This window comes from Kitasatospora sp. NPDC085879 (genome assembly GCF_040686255.1).
Taxonomy (GTDB): Bacteria; Actinomycetota; Actinomycetes; order Streptomycetales; family Streptomycetaceae; genus Kitasatospora.
On sequence record NZ_JBFBJZ010000054.1, the window covers coordinates 31408 to 53373 of the forward strand.

Here is a 21966-nt window from a genome sequence, read left to right on the forward strand (position 1 = left end):
GAACGCTCCTCTCGTCTCGCGGGGCCTGACGCCCCTGGGTCACCGTGAGGTCACCGTGCATCATGGCAGGGCCGCGGCCGGGCGGGACGGGCAGGCGGCCCGATCGGCGGAGTGTGAGCTTGCTCGCAGGCGCCGCCGTCACCCGGCGGGCGGCACGGTCGGAATCGGCGGTTGCCCTGCGGACCGGATAGGCTGCGCGATGAGTTAGCACCTGACAACAGCAGACGCGGCCGAGGAGTCACCCGGATGAGCACCCCCCAGACCAACCGGCTGCGTGCGCTGCTGGAGCCCCTGGCCACCGAGGCGGGCCTCGATCTGGAGGATGTCCGGGTCACCCAGGCGGGCAGTCGCCGCCAGGTCCAGATCGACGTGGACGCCGACGGCGGCGTGGACCTCGACGCGATCGCGGAATTCAGCCGCGAGGTCGGCCAGGCGCTGGACGACTCCGACCTGATGGGCAGCGCGCCCTACCTGCTGGAGGTCGGCTCGCCGGGTGCGGAGCGTTCGCTCGTGCTGCCCCGCCACTGGGCCCGTGCCGAGGGCCGGCTGGCGAAGATCCAGCTGGCCGAGGGCGGCGAGATCGTCGCCCGGGTGCTGGAGAGCGACGAGGAGGGCGCGCTCGTCGAGGTGCAGCCGGTCAAGGGGCGGGGCCGCCCCAAGGAGCGCCGGCTGGCCTTCACCGAGATCGCCAAGGCGCGCGTCCAGGTCGAGTTCAACCGCAAGGACGAGGCGCTGCTCGACGAGGCGGCCGACATCGCCGACGACACGGACGATGCCGAAGACGACGGCTCGCACGACGCGTAGTCGGGGTTCGACCCCGACCATGAACCTGAAGAGAGAAGAGGAGGCGTAGCCGTGGACATCGACATGAGCGCCCTGCGTGGGCTGGTTACCGAGAAGGGCGTTCCGTTCGACCTGCTGGTCGAGTCGATCGAGTCGGCGCTCCTCATCGCGTACCACCGCACCGAGGGCTCGCGCCGCCGCGCCCGGGTCGAGCTGAACCGCAAGACCGGCCACGTCACGGTCTGGGCGCTGGAGGACGCGGCCGAGCTGGAGGAGGGCGTCGAGCCGAAGGAGTTCGACGACACCCCGAGCGGCTTCGGCCGGATCGCCGCGTCGACCGCCAAGCAGGTCATCCTGCAGCGCCTGCGGGACGCCGCCGACGACCAGACCTTCGGCGAGTACGCGGGCAAGGAGGGCGACATCGTCACCGGTGTCGTCCAGCAGGGCAACGACCCCAAGAACATCCTGGTCGACATCGGCAAGCTGGAGGCGATCCTGCCTCCGCAGGAGCAGGTGCCCGGCGAGGAGTACAAGCACGGCACCCGGCTGCGCTGCTACGTGGTCGGCGTGCGCCGCGGTGTCCGCGGCCCGTCGGTGACGCTGTCGCGCACCCACCCGAACCTGGTGAAGCGCCTGTTCGCCCTGGAGGTGCCGGAGATCGCGGACGGTTCGGTGGAGATCGCCGCGATCGCCCGCGAGGCCGGCTACCGCACCAAGATCGCTGTCTGGTCCCGCAAGCAGGGCCTGAACGCCAAGGGCGCCTGCATCGGCCCGATGGGCGGCCGGGTGCGCAACGTGATGGCCGAACTGCACGGCGAGAAGATCGACATCGTCGACTTCTCGGAGGATCCGGCCGAGATGGTCGCCGCCGCACTGTCGCCCGCACGGGTGACCAAGGTGGAGATCGTCGACTACGCGCAGCGCTCCGCGCGGGTGATCGTGCCCGACTACCAGCTGTCGCTGGCGATCGGCAAGGAGGGCCAGAACGCCCGCCTGGCCGCCCGTCTGACGGGCTGGCGGATCGACATCCGCCCCGACACCGAGGTGCCCGCCGGGGAATCCGAGGCGCGGTAGTCGGTGTTGTACGGAGCCCGCCGTGATCGGCGGGCGGCGCCATGTCCCATCGGAGGGGTAGACTTGAGGTTGTCTGGCCGGACGCCTGTCCGCGCATGCCCGGAACGCACCTGCGTGGGCTGCCGCAAGCGCGCGGCCAAGCATGAGCTGCTGCGTGTCGTGGCGGTCGAGGGCGTCTGCGTCCCCGACAGCCGCGGCGCACTGCCGGGGCGGGGTGCACATCTGCACCCCGATCCCGCCTGCCTCGACCTCGCGGTCCGCCGTCGGGCGTTCCCCAGGGCCTTCCGGCTCCAGGGTCCGCTCGACACCGATGCACTGCGGTCACACATCGAGCAGCGGGCGGGCGACGCCCCGGCGTCCTGAGTCCTCAGGCGCGGCGGAGCACCGCAGAAAGCGCACCTCGCACATTCATCATGTGCGTGGTGCGAAACGTCAGGTACCTCGCGAGATGGAAGTAGGTCGAGATTGCGATGAGCACTCGATGAGTACGCGATGAGTACGCCCATGAAGTAGCGACAGTCCGGCGGACAACTACCCCGGACGGATAGACAGGAGCGAAGTGGCTAAGGTCCGGGTATACGAGCTTGCCAAGGAACTTGGCTTGGAGAGCAAGGCCGTCATGGCCAAGCTCACCGAGCTCGGTGAGTTCGTGCGTTCGGCGTCCTCGACGATCGAGGCGCCGGTCGTTCGCAAGTTGACTGACGCTTTGGGAGCGACGCCGCCTGCCGGTGGTTCCTCCGCGAAGCCTGGCCCGCGGAAGCCCGCGGCGCCCCAGCCCGCCGGCGGTGCCGGCGCGGCTGCACCCAAGCCGGGTGCACCCACCCCCGGCCCGCGTCCCACCGTGACGCCGGGCCCCCGTCCCACCCCCGCCGCCGCGGCACCCTCCGCGCCGGCCGCCCCCGCGGCTTCCCGCCCGGGCGGCGCGCCGACGCCGGGCCCGCGTCCGGCGGCCCGCCCGGCCGCACCCGCCGCACCCGTGGCTCCGGCGGCCGAGTTCTCCTCCCCGGCTCCGGCCGGTGAGGCCCGTGAAGCCCGTCCGGCCGCTGCGCGTCCGGCCAACCCCGCGGCCCGTCCGGGCCCGCGTCCGGCCGGCCCGCGTCCGGGCAACAACCCCTTCACGTCCAGCAACACCGGCATGGCCCGTCCCGGCGAGCGTCGTCAGGGCGGCGCCGGTGCGGGTGCTCCGCGTCCCGGTGGGGACCGTCCGCGTCCGGCCGGTGGCCCCGGCGCGGGTGCTCCGCGTCCGGGCGGCGACCGTCCGCGTCCGGCCGGTGGCCCCGGTGCGGGTGCTCCGCGTCCCGGTGGCGACCGTCCGCGTCCGGCCGGTGGCCCCGGTGCGGGTGCTCCGCGTCCCGGTGGCGACCGTCCGCGTCCGGACGGGCTGCCCCGTCCTGCCGCGCCGCGCCCCGGTGGCCCGAGCCCCGCGGGCATGCCCCGTCCGAACCCCGGCATGATGCCGCAGCGTCCGGCCGGTCCGGGCCCGCGTCCGGGCCCGCGCCCGGGTGGCGGCCCCGGTGCCCGTCCGGGTGGCGGCGCCGGTGGCGGCCGTCCCGGCTTCGCCGGTCGTCCGGCCGGTCCGGGCTCACGTCCGGCTGGCGGCGGCTTCGGCGGCCCGCGTCCGGGCGGTGGCGCCGGTGGCGGTGGCGGCTTCGGTGGCGGCGGTGCCCGTCCCGGTGGCTTCGGCGGCCGTCCCGGTGGTCCGGGTGCCCGTGGTGGCACGCAGGGCGCCTTCGGCCGTGGCCCCGGTGGCCGCCCGGCCCGTGGTCGCAAGTCGAAGCGGGCGAAGCGCCAGGAGTACGAGGCCATGCAGGCCCCGTCCGTCGGCGGTGTGATGCTGCCTCGCGGCAACGGACAGACCGTCCGCCTGTCGCGCGGTGCCTCCCTGACGGACTTCGCGGAGAAGATCAACGCCAACCCGGCCGCGCTCGTCTCGGTGATGTTCAACCTCGGTGAGATGGTCACCGCGACCCAGTCGGTCTCCGACGCGACGCTCGAGATGCTGGCCCAGGAGATGGGCTTCGTCCTGGAGATCGTCAGCCGGGACGACGAGGACCGCGAGCTGCTCGAGTCCTTCGACATCGACTTCGGTGTCGACGAGGGCGACGAGGACATGCTGGAGGCGCGCCCGCCGGTCGTGACCGTCATGGGTCACGTCGACCACGGCAAGACCCGCCTGCTCGACGCCATCCGCAAGACCAACGTGGTGGCGGGCGAGGCCGGTGGCATCACCCAGCACATCGGTGCCTACCAGGTGCAGACCGAGGTGAACGGCGAGGAGCGCCGCATCACCTTCCTGGACACCCCGGGTCACGAGGCGTTCTCCGCCATGCGTGCCCGTGGTGCCAAGTCCACCGACATCGCGATCCTGGTGGTCGCGGCCAACGACGGTGTCATGCCGCAGACGATCGAGGCGCTCAACCACGCCAAGGCCGCCGGCGTTCCGATCGTGGTCGCGGTCAACAAGATCGACGTCGAGGGTGCCGACCCGACCAAGGTCCGCGGTCAGCTGACCGAGTTCGGTCTGGTGGCCGAGGAGTACGGCGGCGACACCATGTTCGTCGACATCTCCGCCCGCCAGGGGCTGCACATCGACCAGCTGCTGGAGGCCGTGGTCCTCACCGCGGACGCCTCGCTCGACCTCCGGGCCAACCCGGAGCAGGACGCGCAGGGCATCGCGATCGAGGCCCACCTGGACAAGGGCCGCGGCGCCATGGCGACGCTGCTCGTCCAGCGCGGCACGCTCCGCGTCGGCGACTCGATCGTCGTGGGCGACGCCTACGGCCGCGTCCGCGCGATGCTGGACGAGAACGGCAACAGCCTCACCGAGGCCGGCCCGTCCCGTCCGGTCCTGCTCCTCGGTCTGACCTCGGTGCCCCGCGCCGGCGACAGCTTCATCGTCGTCGACGAGGACCGCACCGCCCGCCAGATCGCCGAGAAGCGCGCCGCCCGCGACCGCAACGCGTCCATGGCCCAGCGCCGTGTCCGCGTCTCGCTCGAGGGTCTGGAGGCCGCCCTGGCCGCCGGCTCCATCGAGAAGCTCAACCTCATCATCAAGGGTGACGTCTCCGGTTCCGTCGAAGCCCTCGAGGACGCTCTCGTCAAGCTGGACGTGGGCGACGAGGTCGAGCTGCGGATCCTGCACCGCGGTGTGGGTGCCATCACCGAGTCCGACGTGGACCTGGCGATGGGCTCGGACGCCATCATCATCGGCTTCAACGTGCGCGCCGAGGGGCGTGCCCGTACCGCGGCCGAGCGCGAGGGCGTCGACATCCGGTACTACTCGGTCATCTACCAGGCGATCGAGGAGATCGAGGCCGCGCTCAAGGGCCTGCTCAAGCCCGAGTACGAGGAGGTGCGCCTCGGCTCCGCGGAGATCCGCGAGGTGTTCCGCTCCTCCAAGTTCGGCAACATCGCCGGTGTCCTGGTGCGCGAGGGCGTCATCCGACGCAACACCAAGGCCCGCCTGCTGCGCGACGGCAAGGTCGTGGCGGAGAACCTCAACATCGAGGGCCTGCGCCGCTTCAAGGACGACGCGACCGAGGTCCGCGAGGGCTTCGAGGCCGGTGTGACTCTGGGCTCGTACAACGACATCAAGATCGACGATGTCATCGAGACCTACGAGATGCGCGAGAAGCCGCGCTCGTAACGGCTCGTGTTCCGGGGCCGGTCGGCGGGTGCATAACCCGTCGACCGGCCCCGGTCTCGCTGTGTAGGGTCCTCGTACATCCCCGAGCGGGGAGCTCTCCGAGGCCTCCAGGTCGGCTCTGACCTGCCACACATGTTCGTAGGAACACTCACCTTCGACCTCCTCCTGGGTGACGTCCACTCGCTCAAGGAGAAGCGCTCGATCGTGCGGCCCATCGTGGCCGAACTGCAGCGCAAGTACAGCGTGTGCGCTGCCGAAGTCGGGAACCAGGATCTGCACCGCCGGGCCGGGATCGGCCTCGCCGTGGTCTCCGGGGACGCCTCGTACGTCACCGAGATCCTGGACAGCTGTGAGCGGTTCGTCGCCGGCCGCCCCGAAGTGATGCTGCTCTCCGCACGGAGGCGGTACCACAACGACGACGATGAGTGACCACCGGTTGGCCGGAGCGCCCCCGCGGCAGCGGGAGTCGCCACCGTCACACCGATCAGGACCGAGAGCGCCCACAAGGCTGGGCGCGGGCAGGTACTTTGGGGCATGGGCCCCGCCGGGTGCACGACCGACCCGGGTACCGGGCCCATCGCACGAGGAGGCAACGTGACCGACACCGCAAGGGCGCGCAAGCTCGCCGACCGCATCCAGGTGGTCGTCGCCGAGACCCTGCAGCGCCGGATCAAGGACCCGCGTCTGGGCTACGTGACCATCACCGACGCCCGGGTCACCGGGGACCTGCGCGAGGCCACCGTCTTCTACACCGTCTACGGTGACGAGACCGAGCGTCAGGCCAGCGCGGCCGCCCTGGAGAGCGCCAAGGGCGTCCTCCGCTCCGAGGTCGGCCGGCAGACCGGGGTGCGCTTCACCCCGACCCTGACCTTCGTCGCGGACGCGCTGCCGGACAACGCCAAGAACATCGACGACCTGCTCGACCGGGCCCGGCAGTCCGACGCGGCGGTGCGCACCGCCGCCGCCGGCGCCAGCTACGCCGGCGACGCGGACCCGTACCGCACCGGCCGAGACGACGACGCGGACGAGGACGAGTAGGCATGACCGGCGAGCCGACGGCGGCCGGTACCGCGGGGGCGGGCTCCACCAGCACGGTGGAGCCTGCCCTCGCGGTGCTTCCGGGGCCACGCACTGAGGCCTCCGGCCTCGACCACGAGTGGCAGCGCGTCGTGGCGGAGATCGGGCGGGCCACCGACATCGATCTGATCTGCCACATCAACCCGGACGGCGACGCCCTGGGCTCCGCGCTCGCCGCGGGCCTGGCCCTGCGTTCGCTCGGGTACCGCGTCCGGGTCTCCTTCGGCGACGACCCGCAGATCGTCCCCGAGTCGCTGTCCTTCCTGCCCGGGCAGGAGCTGATCGTGCCCGCCTCGGCCGTCCCCGACGTGCCCGAGCTGGTGCTCTGCTTCGACGTCGCCTCCGAGGGCCGGCTCGGCCTGCTCCACGACAAGGCCTTCGCCGCCCCGGTCATGGTGGTCTTCGACCACCACGCCTCCAACCCGGGCTTCGGCACCCACCGGCTGATCGACCCGGCCGCCCCGGCCACCGCCGTGCTCGTCGACGAACTGCTGCGCCGCCTCGGCGTGCCCCTCGACCAGGCGCTCGCCACCTGCCTGTACACCGGCGTCGCCACCGACACCGGCTCCTTCAAGTACGCCGCCACCACGCCGGCCACCCACGAGCTCGCCGGCCGGCTGCTCGCCACCGGCATCCGGCAGGACCTGATCTCCCGCCAGCTCTGGGACACCTCCTCCTTCGGCTACCTCAAGGTGCTCGCCGGCGCCCTCGGCCGCGCGGTCCTCGAGCCCGAGGCCGTGGGCGGCCGCGGCCTGGTGTGGACCTGGGTGCCGTACCAGGAACTCGCCCTCTTCGGCGTGACGGTGGAGGAGATCGAGGGTCTGATCGACGTGCTCCGGCGCCCCGCCGAGGCCGAGGTCGCGCTCGTGCTCAAGCAGGACCCGGACGGCACCCTGCGCGGCTCCTGCCGCTCCAAGGGCGCGGTGGACGTCGCCGCGGCCTGCACCGAACTCGGCGGCGGCGGGCACGTCTACGCGGCCGGGTTCGCCGCCCGCGAGGACGTCGAGACGGTGGTGGCCCGCTTCCGGGCCGCGCTGGCCGGCTGACCCGCCCACACACTCCTCGAAGAAAGAACCGATGAAGCGCAAGGGAACAGGTCCCGACGGCCTGGTCATCGTCGACAAGCCGGAGGGCATCACCTCGCACGGGGTGGTCGCCAAGCTGCGGTGGCTGGCCGGCACCCGCAAGGTCGGCCACGCCGGCACCCTCGACCCGATGGCCACCGGCGTGCTGGTGCTCGGCGTCGAGCGGGCCACCCGGCTGCTCGGGCACCTGATGCTCACCAGCAAGACCTACGAGGCGACGATCCGGCTCGGCCAGACCACGATCACCGACGACCGGGAGGGCGAGGTCACCGCCTCCGTGCCGGCCGACGCCGTCACCCGGGAGGCCGTCGACGCCGGGATCGCCGACCTGACCGGCGAGATCATGCAGGTCCCGTCCAAGGTCTCCGCCATCAAGATCGACGGCAAGCGCTCCTACGCCCGGGTCCGCGAGGGCGAGGACTTCGAACTGGCGGCCCGCCCCACCACGGTGCACTCCTTCACCGTCCACGAGCAGCGGGCCGCGACCGCCGAGGACGGCACCCCGGTGATCGACCTCGACGTCACCGTCGAGTGCTCCTCCGGCACCTACATCCGCGCGCTCGCCCGCGACCTCGGCACCGCCCTCGGCGTCGGCGGCCACCTCACCGCGCTGCGCCGCACCAAGGTGGGCCCGTACGGGCTGGAGCACGCCCGCACCCTGGAGCAGCTGGAGGAGAAGCTGGAGGTGCTGCCCATCGCCGAGGCGGCCGCCGCGGCCTTCCCCCGCTGGGACATCGATGCCGAGCAGGCCGAGCAACTCTCGCACGGCATGCGGCTGAAGGCCCCCGGGCTCGACACGGGCGGCCCGATCGCCGTGTTCGACCCGGAGGGCCGCTTCCTCGCCCTGGTCGAGGAGAAGGGCGGCAGTGCCCGCCCGGTGGCCGTCTTCGTCGGCTGAGCCACCCGCCCGGTCCTCCCGGGCCCCGGCCCGCCGCCCGCTCGGCGTCACCCTTTCGGGCGAGCGCGCGAGGTGAACCGGTGTCGTGAACGGCGCGCGCACGGTGGTGCGCCGCCCGCCGGGGGCACACTCCCCGCGGTGAGTGCGGCGGCCGGTCCGGCCGCCGGCTGACCCGGCGGGAGGGGCGGCGCGGATGGCGGGCAGACACCAGCCGGGGGCGACGGCAGGGCCGCCGCCGCCCCGTCCCGCGGACGCCCTCGTCGGCATCCGCGACGAGACCGGCCGCCACCGCGGCCTCGGCTTCACCGCCGACCTACAGGGCACCGTGGTCACCGCCCACGAGACCGCCGCCGGCCCCGCCGCCCTGGTGCTGCTGCTGCCCGACGGCACCCTCGTACCGCTCGGCCCGGACGCCGTCGAGCTGCTGCCCGAGCACGGCCTGGCCCTGCTCCACCCCGCCGCCGCCGGCCCGCCGAGGCCCGCGCTGCCGATCTCCGGGCACACCGGCCGGGCCGCCGCCGGACGGCCGCTGGCGCTGCTCCGGCCACCCGCCGCGGGCACCGCCCCGGGCCCGGTCACCCCGGTCGCCGCGGTCGGCCGCTGCACCGCCGCGCTGCTGCTGCCGGAGGGCTTCCACGCCGTCCCCGACACCCTGCTCCTCGACCTCCCGCCGGAGGCCGCCCTGCCCGGCACACCCGTGCTGGACGCCGACTCCGGGGCCGTCCTCGCCGTGCTCGCGCCGGCGCTGCGGGCCGAGGGCGCCGGCACCGTCCCCGCAGCCCCGCTCGGCGTCGCCGGCCTGCACCGGCTGGTGCGGCGCAACGCCGAGAGCGTCCCCGGGCACGGCGCGGCGCTCAACCTCGGCGGCGTCCTGCGGCTCGCCGCCGTCCAGCTCGACACCGCCGCCGGCCCCTCCCGGGCCGCCGAGCTCGCCGCAGCACCCGCCACAGGCCTCGCCGCCGGCCGCACCGACCGGGCCGACGGCCTCACCGGCGAGGAACCGCTCGACCCGCACACCGTCCTCGTCGGCGCGCCCGGCAGCGGACGCAGCACCGAACTCGCCGCGCTGGTCCGGCGCCGGGCCACCGGCGAACGCCCACTGCCCACGCTCTGGCTGCGCGGCGCCGACCTCGCGCCCGGCGACACCTCGCTGGCCGAGCCGGTCGCGCGCGCCCTGGCCGGCGCCGCCACCCGGCTGGCGGTCCCGGCACCCGCGCCCGAAGAGGCCGCCCGGCTCTGCGCCGACGCCGACCGCACCCTGCTCGTCCTGCTGGACGCCCCCGAGGAGGCCGTCGCGGCCCCCTCCGGCGCCTGGTGGGCCGCCACCGGCGACTGGCTCGTCCGGCACCGCGTCCGGCTGCTCACCGCCTGCCGACCCGAGACCTGGGACGGCCCCGCCCGGCCCGCCGGCGCCCGTCCGGTCGGCCTGGGCCCGCTGCCCGCCGACGCCGCCGAGCGGGCCGCCCGCCGGCACGGCGCCGACCCCGCCGCCCTCGCCCCCGCCGACGCCGCCCACCCCGAGGCCCTGCGCACCGCCGGCGACCTCCGCGCCGCCGGCCTGCACGGCACCCCGGGCGGCCGCGGCGAGCTCTACGCCGCCCACCTCGACCTGCTCTGCCTGCGGATCGCCCGCCGGATCCGGGCCGCCGAGGACCGCCGCCCCGGCGCCCACCGCCGCGGCGCCGCGCCCTCCGGCGGCGAGGACATCGGCCGGCTGCGCCGCACCGCCGCCGCCGTCGCCGGACGCGTCCACGAGGCCGCCCGGCTGCTGCTGGGGGCCGGGCACGCCGGGCTGACCGCCGGCGAGTTCGACCGGCTCTTCCCGGCTGCCGGCGGCTGGAGCCAGGCCGTCCTCGCCGAGGGCCTGTTCGTCCGCGCCGGCGACGGCTTCCGGCTCGCCCGCGAGGACCACGCCGACTGGCTGCAGGGACGCCACCTCGACCTCGACCGCGCCCTCCACCTGCTGCTCGACCCGGCCCCCGCACCCGGCCCCGACACCCGCACAGACCGGGACACCGACCCGGGCGCCGGCCACGGGGTGCCCCGTCACCGGCTCGGCGCGGTCGCCGCCGCGCTGCGCCGGCTCGCCGAGACCGGGGACGGACCCGCCCTGGCCGAACGGCTGTGGCAGCTGCGGAACACCCTGGACACCGCCGAACCCGGCTCCGAGGCCGCCTGGTGGGCCGCCCGCCTGCTCGCCGCGGTGCTGCCCGCCCTGCCCCGGCCCGGCGCCCACCGCGCCCTGCTGGCCGGCCTGGCCGGCCACCCCGCCTTCACCCCGGACTGGTGGGCCGCCCTGCCGCTCGCCCCGGCCGACCGGCTGGACCTGCTGCGCGGCCTCGTCCGCACCGACCCGCCCGGCGGGCCGTACCGGGCCGCTGCCGCCGCCCTGCTGACCGCAGACCCGGTCACCGTCCAGCCGCTGCTCTGCGCCTGGTTCGCCGACGCCGGCCCGCTCGCCGACGGCACCGGCGCCACCGTCGCGGACCTCGCCCACGACCTGCTGCACACCCACCGTAGGCTGGCCGTCGACGAGTTGGCGGACACCCTGGCCGCCGCCGCGCACCCGAGAGCCGACGCGCTGCTCGCCCGGCTCGCCGAGGACGAGCCCTCCGCGCTCTGCCGCGCCGTCGACCGCTGGAGCCACGACCCGCGCCCCGAACGGCACGTCGCCGCCGCCGTGCACGCCCTGCGCGCCGCCCCGCACGCCAACCCCGCCGGCCGGCGGCTGCTGCGGTTCACCGCGCTCACCCTGCTCGCCCGCGAGGACGAGCCGGCCCTGCACGGCGCCGCCCTCGCCCTGCTGCTGCGGGACCCCGAGGACCGGGCCGCCCACCTGCCGCGCGCACTCGAGGCGTACGCCGCCGACGACCCCTTCCTCGGCGCGGCCGAACTCGCCCCCGCGCTCGCCGACCACCCCGAGGCCGTGCTGGACGCCGTCCGGCGCAGACTCGCCCGCCCCGCCGCCCCGGTCGCCGACGGCCTGCGGCTGCTCGCCCGGGCCGAGGACCCCGGGACCGTCCGCGAGGGCATCCTGCTCGCCGCCCGGCAGCTGCGCGAACACCCGGAGCGCGCCGGGCAGTTGGCCGCCCACGTGGACGTCCTGCTGGCCGCCGGGCACGACGCGCGGCCGCTGGTCGCCGAGGTGGTGACCGCCCCCGCCACGGTGCGCAAGGTCTTCGCCCCGGTACTGGCGGCGCCCGACGGCCAGGCCCGGGCCGCCCTGCTGGACGCCCTGCTCGCCGCCGAACGCGACCCCGGCGTGCTCGCCGCCGTCCTCGACCGGGTCGCCGACGGTTGCGCCCGCACCGCACCGCAACGGGCCCGCGAGCTGGTCCGCAGGATCGCCGGCCGGTGGCCCGGAGCCGACGCCGCCCTCGTCGGCGCGGCCGGGCGGACGGCCTCCTTCGCACGGCTCCTCGCCGACTGGCCGGACACCGGCCCACCGCCGCCCGACGGGCCGCTCACCGCCCGCCTGCGCGAACTCGCCGCCGCCGGCCGGGACCCGCAGTACGCCGCTGCCGAGGCGGAACGGGCCGCCCACCGCGCCGAGGCCATTCCGGTGCCGAAGCAGGGACGGGCTCATGGCACGCTATAGGGGTTCGGGTTGAGTGTTCGAGCGCCTCCCGAGGCGCGGCAGAGGAACAAGGAGCGGTCAGGTGCAGCGCTGGCGTGGCCTGGAGGAGATCCCCGGGGACTGGGGGCGCAGCGTCGTCACCATCGGATCGTTCGACGGTGTGCACCGCGGCCACCAGCTGATCATCGAACGGGTGGTGGAGCACGCCCGCGAGCTCGGCGCCAAGTCCGTCGTCGTCACCTTCGACCCGCACCCCAGCGAGGTCGTCCGGCCGGGCAGCCACCCGGCCCTGCTGGCCCCGCAGCCCCGCCGGGCCGAACTGATCGAGGAGCTCGGCGTCGACGCCGTGCTCGTCCTGCCGTTCACCTTCGAATTCTCCCAGGAGTCACCGGAGTTCTTCGTGCGGTCGGTGCTGGTGGAGGCACTGCGCGCCAAAGCCGTGGTCGAGGGCCCGAACTTCCGCTTCGGGCACCGTGCGGCCGGCAACGTCGCCCTGCTCGCCGAACTCGGCCGCGCCGACGACTTCGAGGTCGAGGTGCTCGACCTCCGGGTGAGCGGCAGCGCCGGCGACGGCGAGGCCTTCTCCTCCACCCTCTGCCGCCGCCTGGTGGCCGGCGGCGACATGGCCGGCGTCGCCGAGGTGCTCGGCCGACCGCACCGCGTCGAGGGCGTGGTCGTCCGCGGCGCCCAGCGCGGCCGCGAACTCGGCTACCCCACCGCCAACGTGGAGACCGTGCCGCACAGCGCGATCCCCGCCGACGGCGTCTACGCGGGCTGGCTCACCGCCGACGGCGAGCGCATGCCGGCCGCCATCTCGGTGGGCACCAACCCCACCTTCGACGGCACCGCCCGCACCGTCGAGGCCTACGCCATCGACCGGGTCGGCCTCGACCTGTACGGCCTGCACGTGGCCGTCGACTTCCTCGCCTACCTGCGCGGCATGGAGAAGTTCGACTCGATCGAGGCCCTGCTGGAGCGGATGGCCGACGACGTCAAGCAGGCCCGCGAGCTGACCGACACCGCCGGCTGACGCCCCCGCGCACGCCGAAGGCCCCCGACATCCGGTGTCGGGGGCCTTCGGCGTGCTGCCTCAGTGCTGCTGCGGCGGGTACCCGTACCCGGGCGGCGGGGGCTGCTGGCCGTCCTGCGGCGGCGGGTAGCCGTACCCGGGCTGCTGCGGCTGCTGCCACTCCTGCGGCAGCGGCTGCGCCCCGGGCTGGGCCGGCGGCTGCTGGCCCCAGCCGGGCGGCGGGGCCTGGCCGGGCTGCGGGGCCCACGGCGCACCCGGCGCGGGCTGGCCGGGGTAGCCGTAGCCCTGCTGCTGCTGCGGGTAGCCCTGCTGCTGCGGGTACGGCTGCTGCTGGGGCGGCATCTGCTGCCCGTAGCCCTGCTGCTGCGCCCAGGCGGACTGCTGGGCCTGCTGGGTGCGGGCGATGTCCTCGCCGACCAGGGTGGCCAGGTCGAAGTACGCGTCGCGGACCTTGGGCTTCATCATGGCCAGGTTGACCTCGGCGCCAGCCGCCAGGCTCTCGTCGAACGGCACCACCACGACACCGCGGCAGCGGGTCTGGAAGTGCGCCACGATGTCCTCGACCTTGATCATCTTGCTGGTCTCGCGGACCCCGGAGACCACCGTGATGCTGCGCTGCACCAGGTCCGCGTAGCCGTGCGCGGACAGCCAGTCCAGCGTGGTCGAGGCGCTGGAGGCACCGTCCACGCTCGGCGTGGAGACGATGATCAGCTGGTCCGCGAGGTCCAGCACACCGCGCATCGCGCTGTAGAGCAGACCGGTGCCGGAGTCCGTCAGGATGATCGGGTAGTGCTGCCCGAGCACCTCGATGACTTGGCGGTAGTCCGAGTCGTCGAAGGTGGTCGAGACCGCCGGGTCGACGTCGTTCGCCAGGATCTCCAGGCCCGAGTGCAGGTCCTGCGAGGTGAACTGGCGGATGTCCATGTAGCTGCGCAGGTGCGGGATCGCCGTCACCAGGTCGCGGATGGTCGCACCGGTCTGGCGCTTCACCCGGCGGCCGAGCGTGCCGGCGTCCGGGTTGGCGTCGATCGCGATGACCTTGTCCTGGCGCTCGCTCGCCAGCGTGGCGCCGAGCGAGGTCGTCGTCGTGGTCTTGCCGACACCGCCCTTGAGGCTGATCACCGCGATCCGGTAGCAGCTCATCACCGGGGTCCGGATGATCTCCAGCTTGCGCGCCCGGTCGGCCTGCGCCGCCTTGCCGCCGAACTGGAACCGCGGCTGCTGGCGCTGCGCCTTCGGCTGACCGCGCAGCAGCCGGTCCGAGGACAGCTCCACCGCCGCCGTGTAGCCCAGCGCCGCGCCGTGCGCCTGCGCCTGCTGCGGGCCCGCCTGCTGGAAGGCCGCCGGAGCCTGCGGCACGCCGCCCTGCTGCTGCGGGTACGCCTGCGGGTAGGCGGGCGGCTGCGGCCAGCCGCCCGTCCGCGGGTCGACCGGCGGACCGGGCACCGGGGCCGGGCCGGGCGCCGGCGCGGGTCCGGGAACGGTCGGCGGGACACCCTGCTGCTGCTGCGGCCACGGCCCGGGCTGCGGCGCACCGCCCTGCTGCTGCGGGTACGGCTGCGGGGGGCCCGGCGGCACCGGCTGCTGCGGTGCGTACGGCGCGCCCTGCTGCGCCTGGGGCTGGGGCTGCGGAGGCCACGGCTGCGCGGCCTGCTGCTCGTGAGCGGGAGCGGGAGCAGGAACAGGAGCGGGGGCCGGAGCGGGAGCGGGCACCGGGGCGGGCTCGACCGGCGGCACCGCGGCGGACTGCACCTCCACCGCCGGCGCGGGAACCGGGGCAGGGGCCGGCACCGGAGCCGGCTCCGCCACGGGCTGCTCGACCACCGGCGCGGGAGCGGGCACCGCCGGCGACTGCTCGGCCACCGGCGGCTGCGGAACGAGCGGCTGCGGAACGGGCTGCGGCTGGACGGGCTGCGGCTGGACGACCGGAGGCTGCTCGGCCTGCGGCGCGACCGGGGCCGGGGCGGGAACGGGAGCAGGGACGGACTCCGCGGCCGGTGCGGGAGCGGGCACCGGCGCGGGCGGCTGCACGGCGACCGGTGGCTGTACCACCGGCTGCGGAGCCGGCGGTGGCGACGGCGCGGGGGCCGGTGCGGGCTGCGCCGGAGCCGCGCTCTGCGTGTACCAGGACGGGGGAGCGTAGTCGGGCTCGTCCGACCAGTCGTCGTCCTCCTCCGCCGCGTTGTCGCCGACGTAGACGCCGTCCCGATCGCTGCTCACTGGGGCTCCCTCGTTTTCGTCGCCGCTGTTCGCGGTGGGTCGGGCAACAAGACTAGGACGTGATCCGCGGTCATCTGAAGGCGGTACCGGATGCCGAACCGCCACCGGGCACGGCCGACCGCGCGCGGAGAACCGTCCAAAGGGTGAACGCCGAAAGCACGTCCGCCTGTTTTCCCCCGTCCCCGGCCGCGGCCCCCCGAAACGGGGCCGCGGACAGAGGGTCCGGACCGGCAGATGCCGGCCCGGACCCGTGGTGCCGATGAGGCGCTGTCAGTCCATCCGGCGCGGGCCGCCCAGCAGCTGCGCCTCGGCCTCGACCGGATTGGTCATCACGTACTGCTTGCGCATCCGGGTCGCCCACAGCGTGATGTTGTCGCCCAGCGACGGCAGCGAGACGACCTCCTGGTCGGAGAGCGACAGCACCCGCGCGACGACCTCCGCCTCCTGCGGCGAGATGCGCTGCACACCGACCAGGTCGGCCGAGTTGAGCACCCGGCTCGCGTTCGGCCCCAGGTACGGCAGCAGGGTCAGCGTGGTCTGCCACGGCGCGGCCGACAGCCGGCTGCGCGACGGCCGGGCGCCGAGGTCACGGACCACCAGCACCGGCGATGCGACCGACGCGCCCTGCGGACCGAGCCGGCCGACCTGGTGGACCGTCACGCACGGCTGGCCGCCGCCGGCGGCCTGCGCCATCGGCGCCCACGCCTGCGGACGGCCGGTCTCCACGGCCACCCGGGCGCCGGTCGCCGCCGCGCGCAGCGCGATGACCTGCGCCGTCCACATGCCGCCCACCAGCACCACGTCGTAGGCGTGCGGACGGAACAGGCCGATCACCGCGGGCTGCTGCTGCGGGTCGACACCGATGACCACACCGTCGTCGCCGACCGGGAAGGACAGCGCGGCGAGGTCCTCGGTGGTGAGCACGTGCTTCTCGCGGCGCGGACCGCGCAGCCCGAAGCCGGGACGGACCCGGGTCGGACGGGGCTGCTCGGCGGCCGGCTGCGGGGCCTGGGTGGGGTAGGACTGATAGGCCATCAGGACGTCCCTCCCAGGGGAAGCGTGGCGAGCAGGCCGGGCGCCTGCTCCAGGTCGAGGCGGGTCAGGCCGACGCCGGCGCTCTGCGCCCGCGACTCCATCAGGCGGCCGACCTGGGCCACCTCGCTCTCGCTGCGGCCGGTGACCCGGACGTGGCCGCTGAGCGCGACCGAACCGCCGGTGCCCCGGCTCGCGGTCAGGCTGAAGGTGCTGGCCAGCGCGGGCGTGCCGGTGACCAGGTTGACGAGGTCCGGGGCCGAGATCCGGCCCGGCGCCCCGCCCGGCCGGCTGAGCTGCGGCCACTTGGAGATCCAGAAGGTGCTGTGCCAGCGGTCGTCGATCCGCCAGAACTTGCTGCTCTCCTGGGTCCGGCGGGCGGCCGCACCGCCGCCGCCGCTGCCCTGGCGGCCGGCCACGGCCACCGGGTTGGCGCAGATCGAGATCGCCAGGGCGGCGATCAGCTCGCGCTCGTCCAGCACGGTCGCGGTGAAGCCCGCCGCGTTCAGCCGACCGGCCAGTTGGTCGGTGACCCGCTGCAGGGTCTTGCGGGCGCCCTCCTCGCCGCCGCCGCGGGCGAGCACCGCGGTGGACGAGGTCTCCGGGTTCAGCTTGAGCGCGACCCAGGTGAGCCGCAGCGCCGGCGTGGCCGGGCCGTCCTGGAGCTGCTGGTACGCGCGGGCGGCCAGCGACTGGTCCGGCAGGTGCGGAGCCGGCGCGGGCTGGGTGTGCTGCACCAACTGCACGGACTCCATGGCGATGTCGTCCACCTGGAGCGCCGAGCACACGATGTCGAGCGGCAGTGGCAGCGCGGTGCGCACCGGCCGCAGCGGCTGGTCCTTGGCCTGCACCAGCAGCACCGAGGTGTAGAACGTGCCGTCGCCGACCATGCCGGTCTCCCGGCGGATCGGGCGGCCGTCGCCGAGGTCGGTCTCGGTGACGTGGGTGCAGGTGCGCAGCGCCGGTTCGACCTCCAGCGCCGGGGCCAGCGCCGGGTCGGTACCCGGCGGCGGCACGTTGTACTGCGCCTCCTTGCGGCGGGCCTTCATGGCCTGCCGGATGCGCAGCGCCTCCGGCAGGCTGCGCCCGCCGAGCGGCAGCAGTGCCACCACGAGGAGCAGGACGGCCGGGACGGCGAAGGCGCCGGCCATCGCCGGGGCGATCGTCCAGCCCACCGCCACCAGGGCGGCGGCGACCTCCAGCAGCACCAGCTGCTGGAGCCGCAGCCGGCTGCCGAGCAGCCCGGGGCGGGGGTGGACGCGCAGCGGCACCGGGGCGGTCGCGGGCGCGGCGGACCGGGCCCGACGGCCGCCGGGGTCGGCACCCCGGCCGCCCTGCCGGCGGCCGTTCGCGGCGCTGCGTCGAGCTTGAGCGGTCTGGCTTGGCATCCCCCGATGGACCCTCTCTGATCAGATGTCACGGCCCGGCCGGCCGGGCAGTGAACCGTACCCGTTACGGTACTCACCGTCTGCTGCGGCATCGTAGAGGGTTCAGTGCTCGCGCTGCCCGGCGGGTGGCAGACTCACGCAGGGCGAGGGCGCGTTGACGGCAGGACAGGCGCCGGACACACAGGGGAGACGGGGAGCATGGCATCACGCAGGGACGAGCTGAACGCGTACAACTTCGCGCGGCGGCGCACGGTGGGGGCGTTCCTGCAGCCCGGCGGCGGCGGCAACGACGAGGACGCGCCGCGCCCGGTGCGCGCGGTGCTGCCGAGCTTCGTGGTCGCGGCGGTGGCCGTGGCGGGCTTCGGCATGTGGGGCGTCATCAAGCCAAGTGCCCCGCTGAACTGGGACGACGGCAAGAACATCATCCAGGGCAAGGACTCCACCACTCGGTACGTGGTGCTGGAGGACCCGCAGACCCACGAGAAGGTGCTGCACCAGGTCCTGAACATGTCCTCGGCCCGGCTGCTGCTGCCGGCCGGCGCCAAGGTGGTGCCGGTCGCCGACAAGGTGCTGGACAACTACAAGAACCACGGCGCCACCGTCGGCATCCCGTACGCGCCGGACAAGCTGCCGTCCGCGCAGGACGCCGGTGAGGCGAAGCTGTGGTCGGTCTGCGACCGGCCCGGTGTCGACACCAGTCAGGCGAGCATCAACCAGGCCGTGTTCATCGCCGCGGGCGACGAGGCGAAGACGCTGTCCGACCCGGCGAAGGTGCTGCAGGAGGGCCAGGGGCTCTACGTCCAGGCGCCGCCGGTGAAGAAGGGCGACACGCCCAGCAGGTTCCTGGTCGACCAGTTCGGCGTGAAGCACGCGGTGGGCAAGCTGGACATGCCCGCCGACAGGCGCAGGGCGTTGCAGTCCGGCCTGTTCGGCGACAGCGTCGAGCCGGAGCAGGTGACCAAGGCCTGGCTGGACACGCTGGCGACGGGCGAGGTGATCGACTTCCCGAAGATCTCCGACCTGACCACGACGAAGACCAAGTCCAAGGTCAATCTCACCAAGACCGAGGACGCGTTCGTCGGGAGGCTGCTGGTCTTCCAGAACACCTACTACGTCGTCGGCAAGGAGAAGCTCTTCCAGGTGACGCCGTTCCAGGCCGAGCTGATCCGCAACGACCCGGACCTGACCGCCGCGTACGGCGGCGACAGCCCGAAGGCCGCAGAGCTGTCCCCGGGCGACAACGCCAAGCTGGCGTCGCAGGTCGAGCAGTCCATGCTGGACAAGACCGACCTGCCGGACGCCAAGCCGCAACTGCCGCTGAACGTCGGCCCCAAGGGCAACCGTTCGACCGTCTGCAGCACCTTCGCGGGCTACGACGACAAGGGCCAGCCCAAGCGCACCGTGTGGGCGCACACCGAGTACCCGGCGAAGGTCGCGCTCGGGTCCGCGAGCGCCCATGTGACGCCGGGCCACGGCCTGTTGTACCGCGCGGTGGACGGCGAGGCGGGGCCGGCGAGCCAGGACACCTCCGGCACCACCTTCCTGATCACCGAGACCGGTCTGCGCTACTCGCTGCAGGCCAACAGCGACGGCGGCAACGGCCCTTCGCCCGCTCCGAGCGCCGGGCAGCAGCAGGAGCAGGCCAAGGACGAGGAGAACGGCTCCCAGGCCCGGCTCGGCTACAAGTCCGTTGCGCCGAGCCGGGTTCCGCAGCCGTGGTCGATCCTCGTGCCGGCCGGCGGTTCGCTGAGCACCAAGGCGGCGGAGACCGCGCAGACCGCGTGACGCTTCGTCAGTGCAGGTGTGTGGCAGGCCGTGTCATGGTCTGGTAACTACCGGCACTCCGGTGTTGGGCCACTTGCAAACGGCGGCTAAAGTGCTGGGGACACCTCATCGTGGTGTCACCGGGTGGGCCGTATCAGGACTATCCGAAGTAATTGTCTGTCTCATGGGGGACGGTGGATCATGGCTGGTCAGTTCAGGACGACCGCTGAGGAAATGAATGCCTTCGCCAACCGCATCGGTGAGGTGAACGCGCAGGTCCAGGGCGAGATTCAGCGGCTCAACGCGCTGGTCGACTCGATCAAGTCGGGCTGGCAGGGCCAGGCTGCCCAGGCCTACCAGCAGATGCAGACCCGCTTCAACGAGGACGCCAACGCGCTCAACAAGGTGCTCGACGAGATCAAGCAGGCGATCGAGGCGACCACCAAGCTCTACGCGCAGACGGAGCAGGAGCAGCAGTCCTCGATGTCCGGGCTCGGTCACTGAGCTCTAGGGTCCGCAGGACCTCGGCTGTAGTGCGGCCCGCGCATCCGGCCGCGCCGATTCCATCGACTAGGAGACTTCAATGAGTGAGCACATTCTCGTCAATTTCTCGACGATCTCGAACGCGTCGTCGGAGGTCCGCCAGACCGCCCAGCGCATTCAGTCGCAGCTGGACGAGCTGAAGGCCGGCGTGCAGCGCATCGCCAGCAGCTGGGAGGGCTCGGCGCAGGAGGGCTACCAGGCCCGCCAGCACGAGTGGGACGCCAAGGCCGCCGACCTGCAGCAGGTGCTGGGCCAGATCGCCACCTCGCTGGACAGCGCCGCGCAGAGCTACCAGGCCACCGAGCAGAAGAACGCCGGCGTCTGGAGCTGAGGTTCCGCCGCCGTTCGACACGGTGGGACTGTGGGCGGGCGTCCGACCGGGCGCCCGCCCCTCGCGCGTACTGACGCGCACGGCATCGGGATCATGAGGGGAACACAGGTGTCGTTGGGTACGTTCCGCAGGGCGGCCGCCGCGTCCGTGGTGCTGGGGGTGGTCGGTTCGTTCGCCGCGGCGCCGGTGTACGCGGCCACGCCCACGCCGTCCGCGTCGGCGTCCGACCCGGCGCGCTGGTCGCCGATCGGTATAGCCGCGGCGGGTGAGTGCAAGTTCCCGTCCGAGAACGTGCAGGGCACGCCGTGGGCGCTGCAGCGGGTGCTGCTGAGCGAACTCTGGAAGGACGGCCGGACGGGCAAGTTCGTCAAGGACGCGGGGGGCCACGCCAAGGGCACCCCGGTCAAGGTCGCGGTGATCGACACCGGCGTGGACGACCGCAACCCGCAGCTCCAGGGCAAGGTCGAGAACGGCGGCTCCCTGCTGACGGACAAGCAGACCAACCAGAAGGGCGAGGGCACGACCGACACGGTCGGCCACGGCACCAAGGTCGCCGGCATCATCGCCGCGAAGCCGGTCGCCGGGACGGGCTTCGTCGGTCTCGCGCCGGACGCCACGATCCTCTCCATCAAGCAGAACGACGACCAGGGCAGCGGCTCGGTCCAGAGCCTGATCGACGCGATCAACCAGGCCGTGGCCTCGCACGCCGACGTCATCAACATCTCGCAGGACGTCCGGGCGGAGGGCGACACCAGTACCTTCCCGCTGAAGGACCAGCTGCAGAAGGCCGTCGAGGACGCCGACGCCAAGGGCGTGGTGATCGTCGCCTCGTCCGGCAACGACGGCCGTGAGGCCGAGACCTACCCGGCCGGCTTCGACACCGTGCTGGCCGTTGGTGCCTCGGACCGCAACAACGAGCGGGCACCGTTCTCCGAGTACGGCCTCTTCGTCGACATCGCCGCACCGGGTGTGGACATGCTCTCCACCGTGCCGGCCGGCGGTCAGTGCGTGGACAACGGCACCAGCTTCTCCGCCCCGTACGTGGCCGGTGTGGCCGCCCTGCTGAAGGGCGCCCACCCGGACTGGAGTGCGGCGCAGATCCGGGCCCGGATCGAGCAGACCGCCCAGCGCACCCAGCGCGGCGCGAACAAGTTCGTCGGCTGGGGCATCGTCGACCCGGTGAAGGCCGTGCAGAGCGACAGCGGCGACCAGCAGGACAGCGTGCCGCACGAGGACCCCAAGGTCGCCATCGACCGGGTCCCGGTCGTGGCCCAGCCGCTGGGCCTCGCCGAGACGCAGGCCGACCGCGACCGCCGCACCGGCACCTTCGTGCTCGGCGGCGGTGTGCTCGCGGTCGCCGCGCTGGCGGGCGGCTCGGTCGTGCTGCGCGACCACCGGCGCCGCCGCGAGGGCTGAGCCCGCTCGGACGCGCATCGGCCCGGCCCCCCCCCGGGGGGGGCCGGGCGGGGGGCGGGCCGGGGGGGGGGGGTACCCGGGGGGAGGGAAAAAAAGAGGAGA

At 74.1% G+C, this 21966-nt stretch carries 17 protein-coding genes; 14 read left to right on the forward strand and 3 right to left on the reverse strand.

Going from position 1 to position 21966, the window contains the following annotated elements:
* The first annotated feature begins 246 nt into the window (after window positions 1–246).
* The 10 genes from rimP to AB0P35_RS31160 all read left to right on the forward strand — a co-directional run bounded on the left by rimP (window position 247) and on the right by AB0P35_RS31160 (window position 13170).
* A complete protein-coding gene (rimP, locus tag AB0P35_RS31115; protein ID WP_363517451.1) occupies window positions 247–804 on the forward strand; it encodes a ribosome maturation factor RimP in 558 nt (185 codons plus the stop codon).
* A gap of 51 nt (window positions 805–855) precedes the next feature.
* Entirely contained in the window at window positions 856–1857 is a 1002-nt protein-coding gene (gene nusA, locus AB0P35_RS31120) for a transcription termination factor NusA (protein ID WP_363517453.1), read from the forward strand.
* A gap of 69 nt (window positions 1858–1926) precedes the next feature.
* Entirely contained in the window at window positions 1927–2220 is a 294-nt protein-coding gene (locus AB0P35_RS31125; protein ID WP_095875655.1) for a YlxR family protein, read from the forward strand.
* Window positions 2221–2416: 196 nt separating this feature from the next.
* Window positions 2417–5503, forward strand: coding sequence for a translation initiation factor IF-2 (infB, locus tag AB0P35_RS31130; RefSeq protein WP_363517455.1), 3087 nt, complete (start codon window positions 2417–2419; stop codon window positions 5501–5503).
* A gap of 132 nt (window positions 5504–5635) precedes the next feature.
* Window positions 5636–5932, forward strand: a complete 297-nt coding sequence (locus AB0P35_RS31135; protein WP_095874809.1) for a DUF503 domain-containing protein — start codon at window positions 5636–5638, stop codon at window positions 5930–5932.
* 165 nt (window positions 5933–6097) lie between these two features.
* On the forward strand, window positions 6098–6541 hold the full coding sequence (gene rbfA / locus AB0P35_RS31140) for a 30S ribosome-binding factor RbfA (RefSeq protein ID WP_095874810.1): 444 nt from the start codon (window positions 6098–6100) through the stop codon (window positions 6539–6541).
* A 2-nt stretch (window positions 6542–6543) separates the two neighbouring features.
* Window positions 6544–7626: a bifunctional oligoribonuclease/PAP phosphatase NrnA gene (locus AB0P35_RS31145; RefSeq protein ID WP_095874811.1), complete on the forward strand. Its 1083-nt coding sequence runs from the start codon at window positions 6544–6546 to the stop codon at window positions 7624–7626.
* 31 nt (window positions 7627–7657) lie between these two features.
* Window positions 7658–8563 (forward strand): tRNA pseudouridine(55) synthase TruB, encoded by a 906-nt coding sequence (gene truB, locus AB0P35_RS31150; RefSeq protein WP_363517458.1) that lies wholly within the window; start codon window positions 7658–7660, stop codon window positions 8561–8563.
* 193 nt (window positions 8564–8756) lie between these two features.
* Window positions 8757–12161, forward strand: coding sequence for a serine protease (locus AB0P35_RS31155; RefSeq protein WP_363517460.1), 3405 nt, complete (start codon window positions 8757–8759; stop codon window positions 12159–12161).
* Between the two features lie 61 nt (window positions 12162–12222).
* Window positions 12223–13170 carry a bifunctional riboflavin kinase/FAD synthetase gene (locus AB0P35_RS31160; protein ID WP_095874813.1) on the forward strand — a complete coding sequence of 316 codons (948 nt, stop codon included), beginning with the start codon at window positions 12223–12225 and terminating at the stop codon, window positions 13168–13170.
* Window positions 13171–13230: 60 nt separating this feature from the next.
* Here AB0P35_RS31160 and AB0P35_RS31165 read toward each other — a convergent pair whose 3' ends face one another.
* The 3 genes from AB0P35_RS31165 to eccE all read right to left on the reverse strand — a co-directional run bounded on the left by AB0P35_RS31165 (window position 13231) and on the right by eccE (window position 17810).
* Window positions 13231–15390, reverse strand: a complete 2160-nt coding sequence (locus tag AB0P35_RS31165; RefSeq protein WP_363517463.1) for a MinD/ParA family protein — start codon at window positions 15388–15390, stop codon at window positions 13231–13233.
* 270 nt (window positions 15391–15660) lie between these two features.
* A complete protein-coding gene (locus AB0P35_RS31170; RefSeq protein WP_363517465.1) occupies window positions 15661–16425 on the reverse strand; it encodes a hypothetical protein in 765 nt (254 codons plus the stop codon).
* Entirely contained in the window at window positions 16425–17810 is a 1386-nt protein-coding gene (gene eccE / locus AB0P35_RS31175; RefSeq protein ID WP_363517468.1) for a type VII secretion protein EccE, read from the reverse strand. The genes AB0P35_RS31170 and eccE overlap by 1 nt, the downstream gene beginning before the upstream one ends.
* Before the next feature lie 198 nt (window positions 17811–18008).
* Here eccE and eccB point away from each other — a divergent pair, with 198 nt between their 5' ends.
* The 4 genes from eccB to mycP all read left to right on the forward strand — a co-directional run bounded on the left by eccB (window position 18009) and on the right by mycP (window position 21864).
* Complete coding sequence (gene eccB / locus AB0P35_RS31180; protein ID WP_095874817.1) at window positions 18009–19595, forward strand: type VII secretion protein EccB; 1587 nt, start codon at window positions 18009–18011, stop codon at window positions 19593–19595.
* A 180-nt stretch (window positions 19596–19775) separates the two neighbouring features.
* Entirely contained in the window at window positions 19776–20078 is a 303-nt protein-coding gene (locus AB0P35_RS31185) for a WXG100 family type VII secretion target (RefSeq protein ID WP_095874818.1), read from the forward strand.
* A gap of 79 nt (window positions 20079–20157) precedes the next feature.
* Entirely contained in the window at window positions 20158–20448 is a 291-nt protein-coding gene (locus AB0P35_RS31190) for a WXG100 family type VII secretion target (protein ID WP_095874819.1), read from the forward strand.
* A 108-nt stretch (window positions 20449–20556) separates the two neighbouring features.
* A complete protein-coding gene (gene mycP, locus AB0P35_RS31195) occupies window positions 20557–21864 on the forward strand; it encodes a type VII secretion-associated serine protease mycosin (RefSeq protein ID WP_363517473.1) in 1308 nt (435 codons plus the stop codon).
* The last annotated feature ends 102 nt before the right edge of the window (window positions 21865–21966 follow it).

What these genes read in the sequence shown, in the direction of transcription:
- truB (WP_363517458.1), top strand. Translation starts at nt 7,658, where the DNA reads ATGAAGCGCAAGGGAACAGGTCCCGACGGCCTGGTCATCGTCGACAAG.
- eccB (WP_095874817.1), top strand. Translation starts at nt 18,009, where the DNA reads ATGGCATCACGCAGGGACGAGCTGAACGCGTACAACTTCGCGCGGCGG.
- AB0P35_RS31145 (WP_095874811.1), top strand. Translation starts at nt 6,544, where the DNA reads ATGACCGGCGAGCCGACGGCGGCCGGTACCGCGGGGGCGGGCTCCACC.
- AB0P35_RS31190 (WP_095874819.1), top strand. Translation starts at nt 20,158, where the DNA reads ATGAGTGAGCACATTCTCGTCAATTTCTCGACGATCTCGAACGCGTCG.
- AB0P35_RS31155 (WP_363517460.1), top strand. Translation starts at nt 8,757, where the DNA reads ATGGCGGGCAGACACCAGCCGGGGGCGACGGCAGGGCCGCCGCCGCCC.
- AB0P35_RS31170 (WP_363517465.1), bottom strand. Translation starts at nt 16,425, where the DNA reads ATGGCCTATCAGTCCTACCCCACCCAGGCCCCGCAGCCGGCCGCCGAG.
- rimP (WP_363517451.1), top strand. Translation starts at nt 247, where the DNA reads ATGAGCACCCCCCAGACCAACCGGCTGCGTGCGCTGCTGGAGCCCCTG.
- AB0P35_RS31185 (WP_095874818.1), top strand. Translation starts at nt 19,776, where the DNA reads ATGGCTGGTCAGTTCAGGACGACCGCTGAGGAAATGAATGCCTTCGCC.
- AB0P35_RS31135 (WP_095874809.1), top strand. Translation starts at nt 5,636, where the DNA reads ATGTTCGTAGGAACACTCACCTTCGACCTCCTCCTGGGTGACGTCCAC.
- eccE (WP_363517468.1), bottom strand. Translation starts at nt 17,810, where the DNA reads ATGCCAAGCCAGACCGCTCAAGCTCGACGCAGCGCCGCGAACGGCCGC.